The organism is Sulfophobococcus zilligii, from assembly GCF_055398255.1.
In genome coordinates this window covers 1074867-1094239 of sequence record NZ_AP042406.1, presented here as the reverse complement: position 1 = coordinate 1094239, position 19373 = coordinate 1074867, and the positions used below count along the sequence as shown (strand labels likewise).

At 45.6% G+C, this 19373-nt stretch carries 15 protein-coding genes and 2 rRNA genes; 9 read left to right on the top strand and 8 right to left on the bottom strand.

All coding sequences use genetic code 11. The annotated features are described in order from the left end of the window. Positions 1-34 precede the first annotated feature (34 nt). The 3 genes from ACZ5YP_RS06260 to ACZ5YP_RS06250 are packed head-to-tail and all read left to right on the top strand — an operon-like array spanning position 35 to position 2846. Positions 35-904: a carbohydrate ABC transporter permease gene (locus tag ACZ5YP_RS06260; protein ID WP_464834890.1), complete on the top strand. Its 870-nt coding sequence runs from the start codon at positions 35-37 to the stop codon at positions 902-904. Beyond that, positions 904-1743 (top strand): carbohydrate ABC transporter permease, encoded by an 840-nt coding sequence (locus ACZ5YP_RS06255; RefSeq protein WP_464834889.1) that lies wholly within the window; start codon positions 904-906, stop codon positions 1741-1743. Before ACZ5YP_RS06260 ends, ACZ5YP_RS06255 begins: the two co-directional genes overlap by 1 nt. A gap of 11 nt (positions 1744-1754) precedes the next feature. Beyond that, a complete protein-coding gene (locus ACZ5YP_RS06250) occupies positions 1755-2846 on the top strand; it encodes an ABC transporter ATP-binding protein (RefSeq protein WP_464834888.1) in 1092 nt (363 codons plus the stop codon). A gap of 56 nt (positions 2847-2902) precedes the next feature. Here ACZ5YP_RS06250 and ACZ5YP_RS06245 read toward each other — a convergent pair whose 3' ends face one another. The 3 genes from ACZ5YP_RS06245 to ACZ5YP_RS06235 are packed head-to-tail and all read right to left on the bottom strand — an operon-like array spanning position 2903 to position 4807. Continuing rightward, on the bottom strand, positions 2903-3370 hold the full coding sequence (locus ACZ5YP_RS06245; protein WP_464834887.1) for a ferritin-like domain-containing protein: 468 nt from the start codon (positions 3368-3370) through the stop codon (positions 2903-2905). 7 nt (positions 3371-3377) lie between these two features. Next, positions 3378-4418, bottom strand: a complete 1041-nt coding sequence (locus ACZ5YP_RS06240) for an encapsulin (protein WP_464834886.1) — start codon at positions 4416-4418, stop codon at positions 3378-3380. Between the two features lie 53 nt (positions 4419-4471). Further along, a complete protein-coding gene (locus tag ACZ5YP_RS06235; RefSeq protein WP_464834885.1) occupies positions 4472-4807 on the bottom strand; it encodes a rubredoxin-like domain-containing protein in 336 nt (111 codons plus the stop codon). 204 nt (positions 4808-5011) lie between these two features. On the opposite strand from ACZ5YP_RS06235, the gene ACZ5YP_RS06230 reads away from it, so the two are divergent. Next, on the top strand, positions 5012-5872 hold the full coding sequence (locus tag ACZ5YP_RS06230; RefSeq protein WP_464834884.1) for a phosphatase PAP2 family protein: 861 nt from the start codon (positions 5012-5014) through the stop codon (positions 5870-5872). Here ACZ5YP_RS06230 and ACZ5YP_RS06225 read toward each other — a convergent pair. The 5 genes from ACZ5YP_RS06225 to ACZ5YP_RS06205 all read right to left on the bottom strand — a co-directional run bounded on the left by ACZ5YP_RS06225 (position 5869) and on the right by ACZ5YP_RS06205 (position 14244). Beyond that, the gene (locus ACZ5YP_RS06225; protein ID WP_464834883.1) at positions 5869-6717 is read right to left on the bottom strand and encodes a geranylgeranylglycerol-phosphate geranylgeranyltransferase; all 849 of its coding nucleotides are present in this window, start codon (positions 6715-6717) and stop codon (positions 5869-5871) included. The two genes, ACZ5YP_RS06230 and ACZ5YP_RS06225, sit on opposite strands and share 4 nt — an antisense overlap. A gap of 131 nt (positions 6718-6848) precedes the next feature. Then, positions 6849-10879: ribosomal RNA gene (locus ACZ5YP_RS06220) — 23S ribosomal RNA — on the bottom strand. Between the two features lie 194 nt (positions 10880-11073). Next, positions 11074-12571: ribosomal RNA gene (locus ACZ5YP_RS06215) — 16S ribosomal RNA — on the bottom strand. The 16S and 23S rRNA genes sit together here, the layout of an rRNA operon. Positions 12572-12856: 285 nt before the next feature. Then, entirely contained in the window at positions 12857-13522 is a 666-nt protein-coding gene (locus tag ACZ5YP_RS06210; protein WP_464834882.1) for an HAD family hydrolase, read from the bottom strand. Further along, positions 13519-14244, bottom strand: a complete 726-nt coding sequence (locus ACZ5YP_RS06205) for a phosphoglycolate phosphatase (protein WP_464834881.1) — start codon at positions 14242-14244, stop codon at positions 13519-13521. The genes ACZ5YP_RS06210 and ACZ5YP_RS06205 overlap by 4 nt, the downstream gene beginning before the upstream one ends. Positions 14245-14435: 191 nt before the next feature. Between ACZ5YP_RS06205 and ACZ5YP_RS06200 the strand changes: the two genes are divergently transcribed. The 5 genes from ACZ5YP_RS06200 to ACZ5YP_RS06180 are packed head-to-tail and all read left to right on the top strand — an operon-like array spanning position 14436 to position 19368. Then, the gene (locus ACZ5YP_RS06200; RefSeq protein ID WP_464834880.1) at positions 14436-15533 is read left to right on the top strand and encodes an FAD-dependent oxidoreductase; all 1098 of its coding nucleotides are present in this window, start codon (positions 14436-14438) and stop codon (positions 15531-15533) included. After that, positions 15533-16039, top strand: a complete 507-nt coding sequence (locus tag ACZ5YP_RS06195) for a 4Fe-4S dicluster domain-containing protein (protein ID WP_464834879.1) — start codon at positions 15533-15535, stop codon at positions 16037-16039. The genes ACZ5YP_RS06200 and ACZ5YP_RS06195 overlap by 1 nt, the downstream gene beginning before the upstream one ends. Positions 16040-16049: 10 nt before the next feature. Continuing rightward, the gene (locus tag ACZ5YP_RS06190) at positions 16050-17552 is read left to right on the top strand and encodes a proton-conducting transporter transmembrane domain-containing protein (protein WP_464834878.1); all 1503 of its coding nucleotides are present in this window, start codon (positions 16050-16052) and stop codon (positions 17550-17552) included. After that, a complete protein-coding gene (locus tag ACZ5YP_RS06185) occupies positions 17549-19078 on the top strand; it encodes a proton-conducting transporter transmembrane domain-containing protein (protein WP_464834877.1) in 1530 nt (509 codons plus the stop codon). Before ACZ5YP_RS06190 ends, ACZ5YP_RS06185 begins: the two co-directional genes overlap by 4 nt. Then, positions 19075-19368, top strand: a complete 294-nt coding sequence (locus ACZ5YP_RS06180) for a hypothetical protein (protein ID WP_464834876.1) — start codon at positions 19075-19077, stop codon at positions 19366-19368. The genes ACZ5YP_RS06185 and ACZ5YP_RS06180 overlap by 4 nt, the downstream gene beginning before the upstream one ends. Positions 19369-19373 lie beyond the last annotated feature (5 nt).

The following is a 19373-nucleotide window of genomic DNA, read 5'->3' as shown; positions in this document are numbered from 1 at the left end:
GTTTGGTAAAAGTTATTTGATTCGAGGTGTACACGTGCCCAAGTTAACTTCAATAAAAGACTTTGTTGTGTTTGTCGGACCTATTTTACTAGTCATAATCTTCCTCTACTTTATGATTGTTGAAACGATCTATGTTTCTATGACTGATTGGAGAAGTGGTCAAGTGAGTTTAAACTTTGTAGGGCTTGAAAACTACTATAGAATACTTGGTAATCCAAGATTCTGGTCTGCATTAAAAAACAATTTAATTTGGATTGCAATATTTGTTCTACCAACTTCTTTTCTAGGCTTGGTAATTGCTTATTTAATGATAAGTACTGGTAAAGAAGCAATTTTTAGAACTATATTGTTGACTCCAAGTGCATTATCCATGGTTGTTTCAGCAACGATATGGATATGGATGTATGGCGAGAATGGAGCAATAAATACTTTACTCGATATTATTGGATTAAAGAGTTTAAAAAGAGCTTGGATCTCTGATCCAAACATAGCCTTATACTCGCTAATCTTTATTACTGTATGGCTTTACCTTGGTTTTGCAACAATAGTATTTGAAGCAACAATTAAGGGAATAGATAAATCTATAATTGAAGCAGCCAAGGTTGATGGCTCGTCTGAATTCAAGATCTTCTGGAGGATTATACTACCTCTCTCAAAATCAGGATTTCTCATTACAGTACCATTACTATCTCTAGCTGCATTAAAAATATTCGACTTAGTTTTTGTTGCGACACGAGGGGGTCCTGGATATGCAACAGACGTTCTAGGTATGTATATGTGGGAAGTTGCTTTCTGGGCGCGTTTTATGGCAGACGGTGCAGTAATAGCTGTCATGATATTTCTACTCTCTCTTGCAATAGTTATACCCTACGCTTACACAGCTTCAAAGAGGTGGTTTAAGTAATGCCTCGTAAAACCCTGGGAATTTATTTAAAAATGGCTTTGATATATGGTGTTTTAATTATTATTTCATTTATTTGGCTACTTCCATTGTATGTCACTATTATAGCTAGTTTGAAAACCAACTATGAAATCTATACCACTGATCCGCTTCAACCTCCTAGTAATCCTACACTAGATGCGTGGATAGACGCCTGGAATAATATTTCAAGAGGATTTTTCAATAGTATTATAGTATCTATACCAGCGACGTTTATTTCAATATTGATTGGAGTAATGGCTGGCTACTACCTATCAAGGTTTAGATTTCGCAGTGCACAATTATTGTTCTTTTCAATAGCAATTGCTTCGTTTATACCATATCAAATAGTTTTAATTCCACTGGTGAGAATTAATTCCATGCTTAGACTTATGGGTACTTATCTAGGATTAATAATATCGTATGTTATATTGTATAGTCCATGGGCTGCCTTAATCTCATCAGCGTTCTTTATGACGATACCTAGAGAGTTGGAGGAAGCGTCTTATATTGATGGAGCTTCTCCTCTAAAGACGTTCTTCAGGGTTATTGTACCAGTGGCTCTACCTGGAATAATATCAACTACTATAATTATCTTTATGAATATCTGGAATGAATTTCTTGTTGCTGTAACGCTTAGTACTAATCCATATGTTAGAACGGTTCAACCAGAAATTGCCAATCTGCGTGGCACTACGACTGTATCGTGGAACGCATTAATGGCTGGTTCTCTGATCGCTATACTACCACCTATGTTAATAGTTATAGCTCTTGGAAAATACTTTATAAGAGGATTGCTCGCTGGTGCGCTTAAAGGTGTTTGAGGTGTGAGTATATGGCTAGGGTTGAATTACGTAATATAGTTAAGAGGTATGGTTTGACTATAGCTGTGGATCATGTTTCATTTAAAGTAGATGATGGAGAGTTCTTCGTACTTTTAGGCCCATCTGGTTGTGGAAAAACAACTACTCTTAGAATAATAGCTGGTTTAGAAGACCCTGATGAAGGTGAAGTATTAATAGACGACGTAGTAGTAAACGATATTCCACCTCATAAAAGAGATATTGCAATGGTATTCCAAAACTATGCATTATATCCACATATGACTGTATATAAAAACCTAGCCTACCCACTAGAAAACATGGGTTTAAGTAAACAAGAAATTGATAGAAGAGTAAGAGAAGTAGCTAAGATGCTCTATATAGATCACCTACTCGATAGAAAACCTGGTCAGTTATCTGGTGGTGAACAACAAAGAGTCGCTCTTGGAAGAGCTCTTGTTAGAAGACCAAAAGTTTTCTTAATGGACGAACCATTATCAAATCTAGATGCAAAACTACGTGTATATATGAGAGCTGAACTCAAGAGACTACAGAAAGAACTAGGTATAACCACAATATATGTTACACACGACCAAGCAGAAGCAATGACAATGGCTGACAAAATAGCTGTTATGAATAAGGGTAAAATAATGCAGATTGGTAATCCCAAGGAGCTATATTTAAAACCAGCAAACACGTTTGTCGCTGGTTTTATAGGTTCACCACCAATGAATTTCTTTGATGCAAGTCTCATAGTGAAAAACAATCAATTCATACTAGACGCTGGTGATTTCATATTAAGTATACCAAGAGAGATGGGAGAATTAATAACCAGTAATACTAGTATAAGTGAAGTTATTATAGGTATTAGACCCGAACACTTCGACATTGTAGACAAACCCGATGAAAACACTATTAAAGCAGAAGTATATGTCGTTGAACCACTCGGCGCAGAAACAATTATAGACGTTAAAATTGGAAATAGAATATTCAAAGTCGCTACTAAAGGAATTGTTGAATATCCAATAGGGCAGACGATATATATAAAACCAATGATAAAGTATCTACACATATTTGATAAAAAAACAGGTAATGCAATTATATAGGGTTTTCTAGCTAAGGAGAATACTATGTCAATAAAAATCATTCTTGATTTTAAGATTTAACCTCCAGGTGTACCATGCCATGGGCTGTCTTTCCAGATCATATCCCATAGTATTTTCTCTGATAGTGTTTCTTCTTCGGCTATTCTCTTCTTTATTGATTGTAGTAAAGCGTGGTGTTTGGCCTCGTCTTCTACTATTGCTGATGCTAGTAGTTTTATTCTTGGGTCTTGGCTACTCGAGAGTATTTTCTCTGCTTCTTCAAGCATTTTTGCCTCTGTTTCAATGTGTTTCTGGATTTCCTGGGCTATTCTCTTTAGTTCTTCTTCCGAGATAAATGGTTGTGTTTGAGTTAATACCTGGTGTATTGCTTCATACATTAAACTGTGTTTTTCTGAGTCTTTGGCTATGCTTAGAAATAGTGTTTTGAGAACTGGGTGTTTAATTGACTCTCCTAGTTTTCTCAGTTCTTCAGCGTATTGTTTTTCTAGTTTTGAAAACTCGAGGATTTTATTGATTTCATTCATTGTGTATTCACCCTAGTATAATAATGTATTCGGAGTTTCTTACTCTAACCGCTATTGTACTCCATACTCTATAGACGTGGTATCCGTTTTCTGGTCCAATATAGTCTACTTCGGCGTCGCCACCGTAAACTACGTCTAGTACGTCTGGGTCTACGGGTATTATTATCGATTTGCCTTCTGGTAGGAGTGGAGTGTAGACTATACTGCTTACTATTTGCTTTATTCTATCTAGGTCTGTTAACCCTGTTCTACTGTCTACTACTAGGAGTTTAGTGTAGTCTACTGGGTTTACAACTAGGAGTAGTGGTTTACCGGGTAGGCTGGCTAGTTTTACTATTGCTCTAGCTACATCTATAACTGCTTGTCCGGGCTGGCTCCAATCACTCCTCTCTACTCTAACTCCTTTTTCGAGTAGTGTTTGCAATAGTATTTCTTCTTCTTGTCTAGCTAGGTTGATTCCAGCTATTGTTGCTTCTGGTGCTTCAAGAATACCTCTTTGTAGCTGGTGTGCTTCTAGTGCTTTCTGTGAAACCCGGAATTTTACAGCTACTTCTCTTAGTGGAATGATTATTCTCTCTAACCTGCCTTCTTTTGAAACCTCTATTGAAACAGAGTCCACTCCTCGACCAATACGTGTTACTGGTAGTTTACTTATTAATTGTCTTGATGATTCAACTGTCTTTTTAACGAGGTTTTTAACTGGGTCTTCTAGTGGGTTTTCTCCTCCAGTGTTTTCTCCTTGTTTTGTCTGTACTGGTTTCAACCCGGTTAGTTCTTCTACTTCTTCTTCTCCTTTTTCTAATTCAACTACTTGTTCTTCATCTAGGGTTTTTAATAGTGCGAGAAATTCACCCATGTGTGTTTTTTCTTCTCGAGCTATGTCTTCGAAGACGCGTTTAATTCTCTCGTCTTCTATCGCTCTTGCTAATTGTAGATAGAAGTTTACTGCGTCTAGTTCGGCTGTTATTGCTAATCGTAGTGCTTCGGCTATTTCTTCTCTTGATAATTTTCTTCCTTGAGGAAGATCTAGTGGGTTTTTACCAAACAAATAGTACACCTCTAAAATATATGTTGATTAAGGGTTAAAAATAGAATTTGGGTTTAATTCCACTTTCCTTTCTTCATATGTATTTCTAGCTCCGCCATGATTTTCTGAATAGTCATTAATGCAAACTCTTTTTCCTCAGTGAAGATTTTTACGCATCCAGGGTCTAAGCTGTCTTTTATTCCCTCTTCAGCTACTTGTAATAGTTCTCTGAGGAGTGTAAGTGCCTTCATGTGTAGATAGTTGCTGTATCTAGACCTCAATACGAGTTTTTCTTCTTGTTCTGATAGTTGTTTGAATTTCTCTCTTGGTGCACCACACTTAGGACATTTTTCTGGTGGTTCGGGGCCTTCATATACTAATCCACAAACTTCACATTTCCATAGTGGCATGTGGGGGCACCATTTATTTAAATATAAAATGAGAGTTTTTAAATTTACTTGTTTGATTAATTAACTATTTTTTCAATGGAATGATTTTGTAGAGTATTTTTATTGTCAGTATGGGGAAACGGTCTTCACTTGTCTGACTACCGTCGTTTCATCATTCAATAAAGTTTATATGTTAACCACTATTTATAATTCTTGGTGGTGTTTTTGGATATTGTTGACTATGCAATAGTGGTTTTTACTGTTTTTCTTTTGGGTTTATTTATGTATACTGTTTACTACTGGGATATTGATGCCTGGATATTGATTACTCGTCTAGGCGACTCTGAATTCTACTTGATTGCTAGTGTGCTTGTTTTCTTTCTTGTTGGAAGCCCTGTTGATGCAATGGCTTTAATTGCTTCTGTATTGCTTGCTGGTTCACTAAATATTTCTTTGAAATACTTGTTTAATACGCCGAGGCCTCTTAACCCGCTTGTCGAGGTTAGTGGGCCGGGGTTTCCAAGTGGGCATTCAATGGTTTCAACGTCTTTTTGGACTACTCTTTCACTTGTTGCTAGAAGGAAGACTCTAGTATTTCTCTCTCTTCTCGTTGTGACGAGTGTATCTATTAGTAGAATTGTTTTGAGGGCTCATTTCCCTATTGATGTTGTTGGCGGCCTCGTGTTTGGTTTTATGACTGGTTTGATATCCTATTATGCTAGATTGACTTGTGGAGAGAGGCTTGGAGGGCTTGGCATGGTTTTAATTGGATTTATGTCTCTGGTTCTTGGTTTTATCAATGTGTTTTTACTTGGCGTTGAATTAGAGGCTTCTACGAGTTTGCTTGGTTTGAGTATTGTATTATTCGTTTATGCTGTGTTTTCTCAAGGGGGGATCTGCATTATACTTTCACGTCTTTCTACTCGTCTTCTCGGTTTTATTGTTTCTTCGGGTTTTCTATTATTTATTCATTATTCAACGAAGGCTATAATTGTCTATTATAGGATTATTGGTTTTACTATTGGTGGATTAGTAGTATTTATACTTGTTCCCTGGTTATTACACCGGTTTATTGAGAGGGGTTAGACCTGGATTTTACTAAGCCAGAATGCTATTGTCCCAATATACATTGCTAGCAGGGTGTTTTTTCTTGATTTTTCTAGTTTTTCTCTTGATTCTTTGTTTCTATATGCTTGTATTACACTGTAAATGTAGACTACTGCTGCTATTGTAATGAATACCTTGTAGAGAATACTTGTATTTGTTGTTAGTGTTGCTAGTCCGAGTATTCCACCTGTTAGCCCGGTTGCAAGCATGGTTTTTGATGCTTTTTCCAAGCCGTGTACTGTGGCTATTGTCTTATATCCCTGCTTGGAGTCTCCTTCTATGTCTTGTATTGCTTTTAGGAATTCTCGTCCTAGTGTAACAGTAAATATTACTATAGTGAACAGGATTGTAAAGTATAAGTCGTTTACTGGTAGTCCTGCAGCGACATATCCATATACTATGGGGCCCGTGGTGGATAGTGCTACGAGTATGTGGCTCCACCACTTCCTCCTCAGGTAGCTATATGATGCTCCAATAAACCCATAGAAAATTGTTGTAATAGTTGTAAACAGGTTTACCACGGCGTTTAATACTACTGCTACTACTAGAAACAACCATGCAATCTTCATAGATGTCCCTGGCGACGCATCTCCTCTCGGGAGGGGCTTCCACGGCTTATTCAACCTGTCTACTTCGAGGTCTACAACATCATTTATAATCATCGAGGCTCCAGTAACAAGGAAACCAGTTAGAAAAGCAATAGGTATTAAAACAGTGTTTTCAACATGGTAGTAGGTGTATACTAGTAGCGAGAACACCGCTCCAAGACCACTCAAAACCGAGTTAGGTATTCTAATCAACTCTAGATAGCCACGTATACTCAACACCACACACCAATTATGGATAGAGGAAGGAATGGATTTAAATACTAGAGCGCTACAGAGGGGCCCTAGAACCCCAGGTTTATACACGAATCCACGGAGCCACAGTCCGTAAATCGCAACCCGCCCCCGGGTGAGCCGGGCGTTCGGGCGATTGGGAGCGGCGGGCTAAACCCCTCGGGGGAAACCCCTCGGGGCTCACACCCCCGCCCCATCAACCCCGTCTTCTACGGGAGCCCGTACCGCCGAGGCAAAGCCCCGGCGGAAGGCCGCCTCTTCTCGGGGAGGGGTTCCCGCTTAGATGCTTTCAGCGGTTACCCCCTGCGGCGTGGCTGCCCGGCGTTGCCCACCAGGACAACCGGTACACCAGAAGCCGCGCCGCCCCGTTCCTCTCGTACTGAGGGCAGCTTCCCCTCAGGCGGCCCGCGCCCCCCGCGGGTAGAGCCCGACCTGTCTCACGACGGTCTAAACCCAGCTCACGTTCCCCTTTAATGGGCGGGCTTGGGGAGGGGGGAGCGGCGCCTGATAAGCGTGAGGGTTTAACTAACATTTTTTATAGGTGTGGGAGCGTGAGGCGAGTTTAATTATGTGTCTTGGGTGTCTTACACCTACTACTTCTATGAATTTCCCCATAGTTGTTATTCTCAACTTGTATGTTGTTCTATCCTGGTGTATTCTACAATTTATTCTGTGTTGCTGAAGTACTTGTTTTATTTGTTCCAGTAGTTCTAGATTAACCCCATATGTATATAAAGGGTTTAAAAGGCGCCCTCACCCCCTTAGCCCCACCCTTGGGGGCTGCTGCACCCCCAGGATGGGAAGAGCCGACATCGATGTAGCAAACCGCGGGGTCGATGGGAGCTCTCACCCGCGACGACCCTGTTATCCCCGGGGTAACTTTTCTGTCATGCCCGGCCCCCACCGAGGGGGGCACGAGCGTTCGCTAGGCCACGGTTTCCCGGCCGGACCCCTTGTGTTCAAGGGTCCGGTCAGGCCGGCTTTTGCCCTTGCACTCTACGGCGGGTTTCTGACCCGCCTGAGCCGACCTTTGGGCGCCCGTGTTATCTTTTCGCGGGCGTGCCGCCCCAGCCGAACAGCCCACCTGGCGTTGTCCCCCGGGTACACCCCGGGGTAAGGCCCCCGGGTCGCGGTAGGTGGTGTTTCATTGGCGCCTCCACTACACCCGAAGGTGTAGTCTCACCGGCTCCCACCTACGCTACGTACCGCGACCCAGGGGCCAGCGCCAGGCTGCTGTGAAGCTCCACGGGGACTTATCGCCCAGCGGGGGGTCGCCGGCCTGTGCACCGGCTCCGTGTATTCACGGGGCCCCAGGCCAGGACAGTGGGGACCTCGTTGATCCATTCATGCGCGCCGGAACTCTCGGGGGCGGCTGGCGGGGTTGGATTAAATAAATGATATGAGAAGTGTGAAGTAGTAAAATGATATCTAGAGAGTTTAGGGTGTTCAAAGCCTATTTCATTGAAAAATCTATATCTATGTTTTGAGGGTATTTCAATTACATATACTCCACGTCGTTTATCATCTAAATATGGGCCATATGCTTCTATTTCATAGCACTTCAATGCTTTCGTTGCATATGTTAGAATAGTTTTGTCTTTATTCCACACTCTCAGTCTTTTTCCACTTTTATCGCCTTCTGCATCGTATAGTCCTCTAAGCCAGTATCTGAGAATATCGTTTTCACATTTTTCAATCCATTCCGGTATTTTTGCTCTATTTTCCATGAAATATTGAAAGACTAGTTTGCTAGAAACTCTTATTTCAAACCTTGTATTGCCTCTAAGTAGTTTTACATTGCTGTTTAAACCAAGGTTTTCTAGAATTCTTTCTAGTCTTGGTTTTACTGAGTTTAATAGCCATTCTAGTGATGCTTGAGTCCATATACATCTATATTCGCTTCTGCCATCCCGGTATTTTAAGTAATAGCATCCTCCATCAGCAAGTGCCCCTAATAGATATGCTACATCAAGCATGTATAAATTCATATTTACACCCCACCATCCCGCCTTACCCGGCAAGGCATTTGGCTACCTTAAGAGGGTCAGAGTTACCCCCGGCCTTCAGCGGCGCTTCGCCGGGTTGGACCCCGGTTTCACGGACCGCCAGTGGCCAGGATTCGGCCCCCGTTCACACCCTTTCGGGCTTGCGGGGACCTATGTTTTTATTAAACAGTCAGGTCCCCCTGGTCACTGCGACCTGCGGTCCCAGGGTTATCCCCCAGGACCGCAGGCACCCCTTCTCCCGAAGTTACGGGGCCAATTTGCCGAGTTCCCTGGCCTGGGTTAGCCCCCACACGCCTGGGGCTTCTCACCCAGGGGCACCTGTGTCGGTTCTCGGTACGGTCGCGGGGGATCGTTCCCCGCCCCCTTTTCAAGGGCCCCCGGGGTCAGCGGAAGGGCCTAACGGCCCCCATTCCCGGCTTCGGCCCCTTCTCACCATGACGGTACTCCGGGGCCTTCACCGGTTAGCCGGGTCGCGGCTGATTCAGCCGCCCCCGGTCCGCCTACCCGGAGGCGTCGGAGGCGGGGCTTGCGTTGCCGCACCTACCCCCGCGGCACGGGAATATTAACCCGTTTCCCTTTCCCCGGGTCCGTGTTACGGCCCGGGTTAGGACCGGCTAACCCTCGGCCGACGACCGTTGCCGAGGAACCCTGGCCCTTTCCGGCGGAGGGGATTCCCACCCCTCTTCGCTGTTACTGCCGCCGGGATCTGCACCCGGAGCGGGTCCACCGGACCTCACGGCCCGGCTTCTGCCCCGCCCCGGCGCCCGCCTACCAGATCACGGCTCCAGCGGAGCCGTGCCCCGGGGTCTCGGCGGCCGGCTTAAGCCCCGACCAATCTTCGGGGCCCCGCGGCTCGGCGGGTGAGCTGTTACGCACTCTTTAAAGGATGGCTGCTGTTAGGCCCACCTCCCCGCTGTCTGAGCCGCGGGACGCCCTTTAAGATTGGCACTTAGCCGGCACTTAGGGGCCTTAACCCCGGTCCCGGTTGTTCCCGTCTCGGCCCCCAGGCTTACCCCGAGGGCCCCACTCCCGCCTTCTACGGCGGCTACGGGTTCGGAGTTGGACTGGGGCCCGAGGCCTTTCGGCCTCCGCAGCCCCAATCCGTAGCTCTACCCCGTAGCCTGCCTCCAGCGGGGCTGGGCTGAGACCCACTTCGGCGGGAACCAGCTATCACCGAGCTTGATTGGTCTTTTGCCCCTAGACGGGGGTCATGGGAACGAGTTGCACGTCAGAACCCTTTCGGGCCTCCACCGGGGTTTCCCCCGGCTTCACCCTGCCCCCGCCTAGATCGCTCGGTTTCTGGTCCCACGGCAGTGACTCCGGGCCCTTTGGGACCCCGCCCCTCGCCGGGTTAAACCCGGTTGCGGGCTAGTCGGTTTCCCTGCGCCTACGGGGCTTTGACCCCCTTAGGCTCGCCACTGCCGTGGACTCCCCGGCCCGTGTTTCAAGACGGACGGTGCGACCCCGGTCCACCCCCCTCGTACTCCCCGGTCGCCCGGGTTTCCTTAGGGGGGATTCACTCCTTTCGGGCCGCACCGTATGTCAGCCGCCCGGTTTCAGGCTCTTTTCACCCCCCTTGCGGGGTGCTTTTCAGCTTTCCCTCACGGTACTTAGTTCGCTATCGGTCTCGGGACGTATTTAGCCTTGGAGGTCGGTGACCCCCAACTTCCCACGGCAAAACCAAGCCGTGGTACTCTGCTCCACGGCACAGGCCCCCTTGGTTTAGCCTACGGGGCTATCACCCTCTACGGCGGGGCTTTCCAGCCCACTTCGGCTACCAAGGGTCGGCCCGTTGGGGGTCGAACCCCCAGCCGTGGAGCCAATAACCCCACATCCCCCCACGGTTATCCCGTGAGGGTTTGGTCTGGGCTGTCCCCCTTTCGGTCGCCCCTACTCAGGGGATCTCGTTTTGATTTCTTTTCCTCCCCCTACTAAGATGTTTCCGTTCGGGGGGTTCCCGCCCGGTACTCCCGTCGCCGGTTTCCCGGGCGCCACGGGTTATCCCCGTGGCAGGAAGTCCCATTCGGCGATCCCGGGTTCAACGGCGGCCTGCGCCTACCCCGGGCTTATCGCAGCTTGCCACGGCCTTCCTCGGCGCCCGAGCCGAGCCATCCACCGGGCGGCGTCTTCGCCACAGCCCCCGGAAGCGGGGGACGGCTCCGTGGATTCGATTCTGTACCCTGGATTCCAGGGCCCCTCTGTAGCGCTCATCTCCAGTGTTAGTGGATCACGCCTTCACACGGAGGCCTAAGCCCCCGTGTTGCATCAAGTAATAGAGGAGCGGGCTCATTAGAGCTCCAAGCCTAGCTGGCCCCGGGCACCCCTAGGTAGAGGCAGGAGGTGATCCAGCCGCACCTTCCGGTACGGCTACCTTGTTACGACTTCTCCCCCCTCAGGGAGGGGGAGTTCGACCCGACCAACAAGGCCGGGCCTCACTCCCCCTCCCCTTGGGTGGAGCGACGGGCGGTGTGTGCAAGGAGCAGGGACGTATTCACCGCGCGATGTTGACACGCGGTTACTAGGGATTCCTCGTTCACGAGGGCGAGTTGCAGCCCTCGATCCCAACTGCGGCGGGGTTTGAGGGATTGCCTCCCCCTTTCGGGGTCGGCACCCGCTGTCCCCGCCATTGTAGCCCGCGTGTAGCCCGGGGGATTCGGGGCATGCTGACCTGCCGTGGCCCCCTCCTTCCTCCGCCTTAAACGGCGGCAGTCCCCCCAGTGTGCCCCCGGCCCTGAGGCCGGGGTAGCAACTGGGGGTGGGGGTCTCGCTCGTTGCTGGACTTAACCAGACATCTCACGACACGAGCTGGCGACGGCCATGCACCTCCTCTCAGCGCGTCGGGCAAGGCCTTTAACCTGGCCGTCATCCTGCTGTCTCCCCCGGTAAGATTCCCGGCGTTGACTCCAATTGAACCGCAGGCTCCACCCCTTGTGGTGCTCCCCCGCCAATTCCTTTGAGTTTCAGCCTTGCGGCCGTACTCCCCAGGCGGCGGGCTTAACGGCTTCCCTGCGCCACTGGGTGGGCTCTAAGCCCACCCAACAGCTAGCCCGCATCGTTTACAGCCGGGACTACCCGGGTATCTAATCCGGTTCGCTCCCCCGGCTTTCGCCCCTCACCGTCGGGCGCGTTCCAGCCGAGCGCCTTCGCCACGGGTGGTCCTCCCGGGATTAACGGATTTCGCCCCTACCCCGGGAGTACCCTCGGCCTCTCCCGCCCCCTAGCCCGGCAGTATCTCCCCCAATCCCCGGGTTGAGCCCGGGGATTTTAGGGGAGACTTACCGGGCCGGCTACGGGCGCTTTAGGCCCAATAATCACCCCGACCACTCGCGGGGCCGGTATTACCGCGGCGGCTGACACCGGACTTGCCCCCCGCTTACTACCCCCGCCATCCTACGGCGGGGAACAGCCCCCTTATCGGGGGCACTCGGGGTGACCCCGTCACGGTTTCCCGCATTGCGGAGGTTTCGCGCCTGGTGCGCCCCGTAGGGCCTGGGCCCTTGTCTCAGTGCCCAACTGGGGGCTCCCGCTCTCACGGCCCCTACCCGTCTTCGGCTTGGCGGGCCGTTACCCCGCCAACTACCTGATGGGCCGCAGCCCCATCCTCGGGCGGCGTAGCGGCGATAACCCCCGCTACGCCCTTTCGGGGAGGAACCCTTCCAGGCCTCCTCCCCTATGGGGGATTAGCACCAGTTTCCCGGTGTTATCCCCCTCCCGAGGGTAGGTTGGCCACGTGTTACTCAGCCGTCCGCCACGCCCCGCAGCGGCGGAGCGTACGACTCCCATGGCTTAGCCCCACCCCGATAGCGGTCGGGGCCGGCAGGATCAACCGGAGTTACGGCCGGAGGGTGCCCGGGGTATCCAGGGCTGGAGCTCTAATGAGCCCGCCCCTCGTTAGACCCGAGTATAGAGGGGTAGTCATTTACCCCTCTACTCCTCGGGTCCCCATGTCCTGGGTAAGTGTCCGTAAATCTATTTCTTACAATAGGGGTTTAAAAACTTTGTGTCTCGTGGAATCCCCGTGAACCCACAGTGTGCCCGCGGGAGGAGGCCGGCTTGTCACTCTCCGGGCTATGCCCGGCGTCGAAGCGACGCCGCCGCCGGGTTGCCGCGGGCTATAGTTATATTTCTCTGTCTCCCCTAATAGCGTTTAGGTATACGGGTATTTCTAGTAGTGTTTTCACTGTTTTCAGTGGAGTGCAATTGTTTAGATTTGTATTTCCACGCCTGTCGACGAGAATGAAGTCTACTAGTGCATTTCTCGCTGCTATACAGTCTACTTCTCTATCCCCAATATACAGTGCTTCAGATGCATCAATACCAGTTTTCTCCAAGACTTCAATTATAACATCTGGTGCTGGTTTACCCCTAATACCTGGTTTTACACCAGATACATAGTCGAAAAAACCCAGTACTCCAAAATACCCTAGAAACTCGACTATTCTCTCTACGCGGCTAGAAGATGCAACTGCGAGTTTAAACCCCATTTCTCCCAGTTTCCTCAGTGTTGGAACCACGTCTGGAAACAATTTAACCCTACTCCTCCAATACTCTACTACAATTCTATTTCTCACATCAAGGAACTCTCGGATACGAGACTCCGACAACCCTGTTTCACTGAGTATTCTAGATACAACTACTTCAAGAGGGTATCCAATCAACTCTCTAATCAAATCCGGGTTTAATTCAAATCCAAGTATACGAGCAGCCTCTGTAAAACTCCACACTATAAAATCCTCGCTGTCAACCAGTGTACCATCCAAGTCGAATACAACCAGCTTCTTCAAATCTCTCCACTCAAAACACACTCAATAAACTCGGCAACACCGAGACCACTTGGTTTACTCAATACAATTCTAACACTCTTTTTCAATTCCTCGTCAGCATTTGAAACAGCAGCAGAGTAGCCGAGAACACTGAGAAACGAGGAATCCATGTAGCTGTCTCCAACACCACCGGCTTCAGAAGGGTCTATACCAAGCCTCTCCAATATATATAAAACAGCCCTCTTTTTATCCACATTGACGGGTCTTACGTGGAGTGCATAGCCACTATAGTCAACAGTAAACCCTGGAAACCTCGACTCTACAAAACCCTTCATTTCAGAGAGCAATTCAAAAGCCCTGTGTAAATACTCCTTCTTCAACTTCAATGCAAACTCGTAGAGTCTAAAACTATTCTGCCATGAATCCCCAACATATTCTCCATACTCTTCAAGTAGTGCTCTATAAGGCTCCCTCGCCGGTTTATCGGCTAGTGCTACAAGACCCCATTCATCACTATACACTAGGCACCCAGTCTCACCAACAACAGGCCCATTTAAACCAATATACCTAGAAACACCAACCACGATTGGTAGAGCATTACTAGAAACCAGGGAAACAATAATACCAGAATCAACAACACGCCTCAATGCCTCAATAGCCTCCAAACTCAATCTATACGAAGTACGATCAATAGTCAGCGTTCCATCAACGTCGAAAAACAATGCTTTCACTCTACTAGACACACCACCCACCATACACTACACTGCTAGAATAACAATATCACTAGTAAAGGGGTTATAATCGATTCAATTCGAGTAAGGAAATAATAGTGGGATAGAATCATATACGTGTAAATTTCATGTTGATATATAAGGAAAACAATCAATTAAATACGCAAGGATAAAATCCGTGTTTACACACTGGTGTATAATCCATGGGCGACTACATGCGTTTTGCATTTATGTGTAGAGAGAAAAAACAAGGCATAAATGCAAAAATAGCAGTTGTCGGAGCCGGGCCCGCCGGCCTAGCCGCAGCCGGCTTTCTAGTATGTAGTGGATACGATGTAGACATATACGATAAACTCCCACTCCCCGGCGGATTAATGACGTTTGCTATTCCATCATGGAGAATACCACCAAATAGAGTACTAGAAGGAGTTAAAGAACTCGAAGAAAAATTCAATGTAAAAACAATATATAGAACCAAAGTATACGCTGGAGAACCAGTCCACGAAGAAGGAGACGACTTCACAGAGAAAAAAATAAGCATTGATGACTTAATAGCACAATACGATTTAATCCTCTTGGCAACAGGCACCTGGATCTCCAAAATACCGAAAATGCCAGGTGTAAACGCCAAAGGAGTAACAACAGCGCTTGAATACCTATATAAATGGAAGATCTACGAGTACAACCTAGCCAATATCAACCCACCCTACGCCAAGAAAGTAGTAGTTATTGGCGGAGGCTACAGTGCAATAGATGCAGCCGAAAAAGCACTGAAAACAGGTGCAGAAGTACACTTAGTCTATAGAAGAACAATTAAGGAAGCACCAGCCGGAATATACGAGATAGAACGAGTAAAGAGAGAAGGAGTATCATTCATCGAGCTCGCATCACCACTAGAAATAATAGAAGAAAACGGCGTTGCAGTAGGAGTCAAATTCCAGAAAATGACCCTGGGCCCACCAGACGAGACTGGGAGACCAAAACCAGTACCAGTACCAGGAGGAGAATTCACACTAGAAGCAGACCTAGTCGTATTCGCAACAGGCGAATCACCAACACCACCAGTAAATCCATCTAGAGCCGAATCCCTTGGATTAAAACTAAACAAAGACGGCTCAATATGGGTAAACAACATAATGCAGACAAGTATATCAAAGATATTCGCCGCCGGAGACGTTGTAACAGGGCCAAGTAGAATAGGTCCAGCTATTAGAAGCGGGTTAAAAGCAGCTAGATTTATGCACAACTGGTTTTTAGCGAAAAAAGGTAAGACAACCACTCAAATCGGGGTGTTCGCCTAATGAGTCCAGACCCAGCAATAAAATACCTTAGAGTAATAGACCTCGGCAAATGCATTGGATGCGGAGCATGCGAAGCAGCATGCGAGTTCATACATGAAAAACCATACATTGTAGTCTATAGAACAAGTATTGGACTAGACATACCAGTATCATGTATGCACTGTGCAAAAGCACCATGTATAGAAGCATGTCCAACGGGAGCAATGACAAGAGATAATAGTGGAGCAGTATACATAGAGCAAAGCAAGTGTATTGGCTGCCTCGCATGCCTCTACGCGTGCCCCTTCGGCATACCAGAACTAGACCGTGCAACAAAAACAGCAACAAAATGCAATCTCTGCATGGAATTGAGAAAAGAGGGATTAGAACCAGCATGTAGCGCTATATGTCCAGCACAAGCAATACTCTTCGGCGAAGACGCCCAGGTATTCCAACTAGCAAAAAAGAGAACAGCTGAATCCATGGCTAGAGCAAGATTCGAATTTGAATTCCATAGTTCAAAATAAGGGTTGACAAATGATAGAAACGCTAATTACATATCTAATTACAGTTACACTACTGTTTTCTACATATGAATTAAAACCATTTTCTCTAAAAACAATTACAAAAACAACAGCATACATGTTAATAGGAGTTATAACACTATACTTATACATTCAAAACCTAATAGACATAGTATCCCTCATCCTCGGATTATCCTTTACACTAATCTCTATTTTCATCTCGTTATTTACAATTAAATACATTGAACTCCACGAATACCCGGGTAGACTAGAAGTAATAATGGATTTATTCCTAGTTTCAATAATAACAGCCTATATCTCACCAAACTTCCTACTCCTCGTCATATCCTGGACTATAGCCGAGCTACTAGGATATATTCTAGTAAAACTCGGCGAGGAGCATTCAACTGAGGGCTCTTTGACTTCTTCTAGAGGCTTTATATTTACTTCTACAATGACTTATGAACTATCAGTTTTTACAATGATAACTCTAAGTATAATATTCACTACACTCAACATTGGAATATCACAACTCATAAAACCATTTTCAACGATAAACACATTGATAGAGGTAAGCCCATATCTAATTCCACTACTCATACTCGGATTCTTCGTTAAAACAGCAAATATACCAATGCACTTCTGGCTACCCAGCGCACACTCCAGCGCGCCAGCACCAGCATCTGCAACACTAAGTGGATTAATGGTTTCACTAGGATACTATGGATTATATAGGCTACTAGGATACATCGACATAGGCGTCTACTCTACACATCTAGCATGGTTTTTCCTAGTAACAGGCTTTTTCTCAATACTATACGGTGGAATGCAAGCTCGAAGACAAAGAGACTCTAAACTCATACTCGCCTATTCAACAATAGCCACCAATGGATTTATAAGCATATTATTTGCACTACACTTGGTAAACCCGTCAACTATAACTATGTGGACTCTCATACTTGGAATAATAATGCACTCAGCATATAAAACAACACTGTTTTGTGAAACTGGAATAGTAGAAGCCGTCTATGGAACAAGATATATCCATGGAATACGTGGATTTATCAATGCATCACCAATATCGACAATTGGAGGAATACTAGCACTATTTACTCTACTAGGAGTACCTGGAACCATTGGATTCATAGTTAAAATAGCATCAGTATTCATCTCTATTAATCAATACAGTGCAAACCCCATGTTTTCAATAGCCTCACTTATAGGAATACTCTTATACATAATAACTTCTGCTCTAATAGCAATAAAGTATTCACACCTCTACTTTGGAGAACCCCTGGCAAAAATAGAACCATTAATAAGTAGAGTCGATTGGAGAACACAACTACCAATAGCTGGTCTTGGAGCACTAAATATACTGTTCTGTCTAGCCATTATTGGAGTAAACCTAGCCGAGCTCGGATCAATATTATTACTAATCACACCTGTTTCTATTTTAACTCTCTACATAACTTACATGCACTTTAGGACAATCTCGAAGAGGTTGATGCATAAATGATGGGCGAGGTAAAAATAATCTACGCAATATCAATCTTGATGCCAGTACTAATCGGTGCAAACCTCGTTGACTCCCAACCAAGATTAAGTAGATTACTGAGAATTCTTGGTTTTACAATACCCCCAGTGCTATTTATATCACTGGGTCTCTTCACGCTACTAGACTACCAGCTAGTTCTCACAATAGTATCAATAATAGTGGCAATTGGTGTAAGCCTCCACAATGAAGCATACTATAGAACACTCTACGGTGTAACAAGGTATTTCCAAGTAATAATAGATACCGTTCTCGCCACTCTAATATTATTATTCTCCAGCAACTACTTTGTAGAGCTAATAGTCTACTGGTTATTCCTAGACATAATAGTAGCATTAATTGCTATAACAATGGAGTATGGAGTAGAAAACCTACCAGTGGCATCAACATATATAGTAATGTGTATAGCTCCAAGCGATATTGCACTACTAACAATGTGGGCTCTACTAGCATCTAGACATGGATTAATGCAATCACTATTCCTAGAGTTAAACACTATTATACCCTCGTTAACACTAGATCCACTAGCATCAATAATACTTGGATTTGGATTTGCAACGAAAATAGGACAGTTCCCACTACACTCATGGCTTCCAATAGTACACAGTAAATCACCAAGCCATGTCTCAGCAATACTAAGTGGGCTAATAATTAAAATGGGGGCATATGGATACTTCCTCTCAACACAGTTATTTAAACTCCATGAAGTTGTTTTCTACTTACTATTAGTACAGGGATTGATTTCAATAGTATATGGTGCTTTCGGTGCAACAATGCAAACACATATCAAGTGGCTACTAGCATACAGCTCTGTTAGCTATGGAGGAATAATAACGGCTTTCTTTGCAGTATATAATCTAACTGGAATAGAAGTACTAAGAGTAATTGTATTATTTGTAATTACATTCCACGCCCTGACAAAATCACTATCATTTCTAAACACAGGACTAGTATACCAAGTAGCAAATACATACGAGATCTATAAACTAGGATATTTATTCTATGTAACCAGGAAGGGGGCTCTATCAGCTTTTACAGCTCTATTAAATCTCACTGGTGTACCTCCATCTATTGGATTCCTCGTTAAAATCTTATTGTTAACAATAACTATTACTATATCATCAGCAACACTACTTGGTCTACCATTAACAATAGGAGTTGTAATAGCCTCTATTTTCTCAATAGCGTATGGAGTTAAATTCCTAGGTGTATATACAGCTATACTACCGAGAACACCGCCCAGACCAATACCAATACCAAGTATAGAGTTAACAGCTGAATTATATCTTGGAACAGCTACACTAATATCTCCGTTAATTCTATTATTATATCTATTATCCACCAGTTTACTCAGCCCTCTACACATAGGACTTGTATCAATAATATATGTCTTATCACTACTAGCATACATATTGTTATTTACACGTGTATATACAAAGCCCGAAATGCCCGAAGACATTAAATACTGGTTGTCAGGTGTAGAAGTATGAGTACCTATGTAAAATCAAGTGCACTGAGATTATTCGAGAAAATACTTGAAGAAACGAGAAACAAGTTTAAGTCTATAAGTGGGTTTTCATCACCATTACTAAAGCTAGTAGAAAACATTGTTGGTCTAGGCGACAAAGTATTCCCCAAAATAATGTCAACTAGTGATAGAGTAGCTAGACTACTAAATAAACTACAATTAACAATGATCGAATCAATGATTATGGCTTCACTGTGGAGTGGACTCATTATAATACTACTTATTCTATACGCACTTCACGCAACGAGGTGAAAAAC

What these genes read in the sequence shown, in the direction of transcription:
- ACZ5YP_RS06180 (WP_464834876.1), top strand. Translation starts at nt 19,075, where the DNA reads ATGAGTACCTATGTAAAATCAAGTGCACTGAGATTATTCGAGAAAATA.
- ACZ5YP_RS06255 (WP_464834889.1), top strand. Translation starts at nt 904, where the DNA reads ATGCCTCGTAAAACCCTGGGAATTTATTTAAAAATGGCTTTGATATAT.
- ACZ5YP_RS06250 (WP_464834888.1), top strand. Translation starts at nt 1,755, where the DNA reads ATGGCTAGGGTTGAATTACGTAATATAGTTAAGAGGTATGGTTTGACT.
- ACZ5YP_RS06195 (WP_464834879.1), top strand. Translation starts at nt 15,533, where the DNA reads ATGAGTCCAGACCCAGCAATAAAATACCTTAGAGTAATAGACCTCGGC.
- ACZ5YP_RS06235 (WP_464834885.1), bottom strand. Translation starts at nt 4,807, where the DNA reads ATGCCACTATGGAAATGTGAAGTTTGTGGATTAGTATATGAAGGCCCC.
- ACZ5YP_RS06200 (WP_464834880.1), top strand. Translation starts at nt 14,436, where the DNA reads ATGGGCGACTACATGCGTTTTGCATTTATGTGTAGAGAGAAAAAACAA.
- ACZ5YP_RS06190 (WP_464834878.1), top strand. Translation starts at nt 16,050, where the DNA reads ATGATAGAAACGCTAATTACATATCTAATTACAGTTACACTACTGTTT.
- ACZ5YP_RS06245 (WP_464834887.1), bottom strand. Translation starts at nt 3,370, where the DNA reads ATGAATGAAATCAATAAAATCCTCGAGTTTTCAAAACTAGAAAAACAA.
- ACZ5YP_RS06185 (WP_464834877.1), top strand. Translation starts at nt 17,549, where the DNA reads ATGATGGGCGAGGTAAAAATAATCTACGCAATATCAATCTTGATGCCA.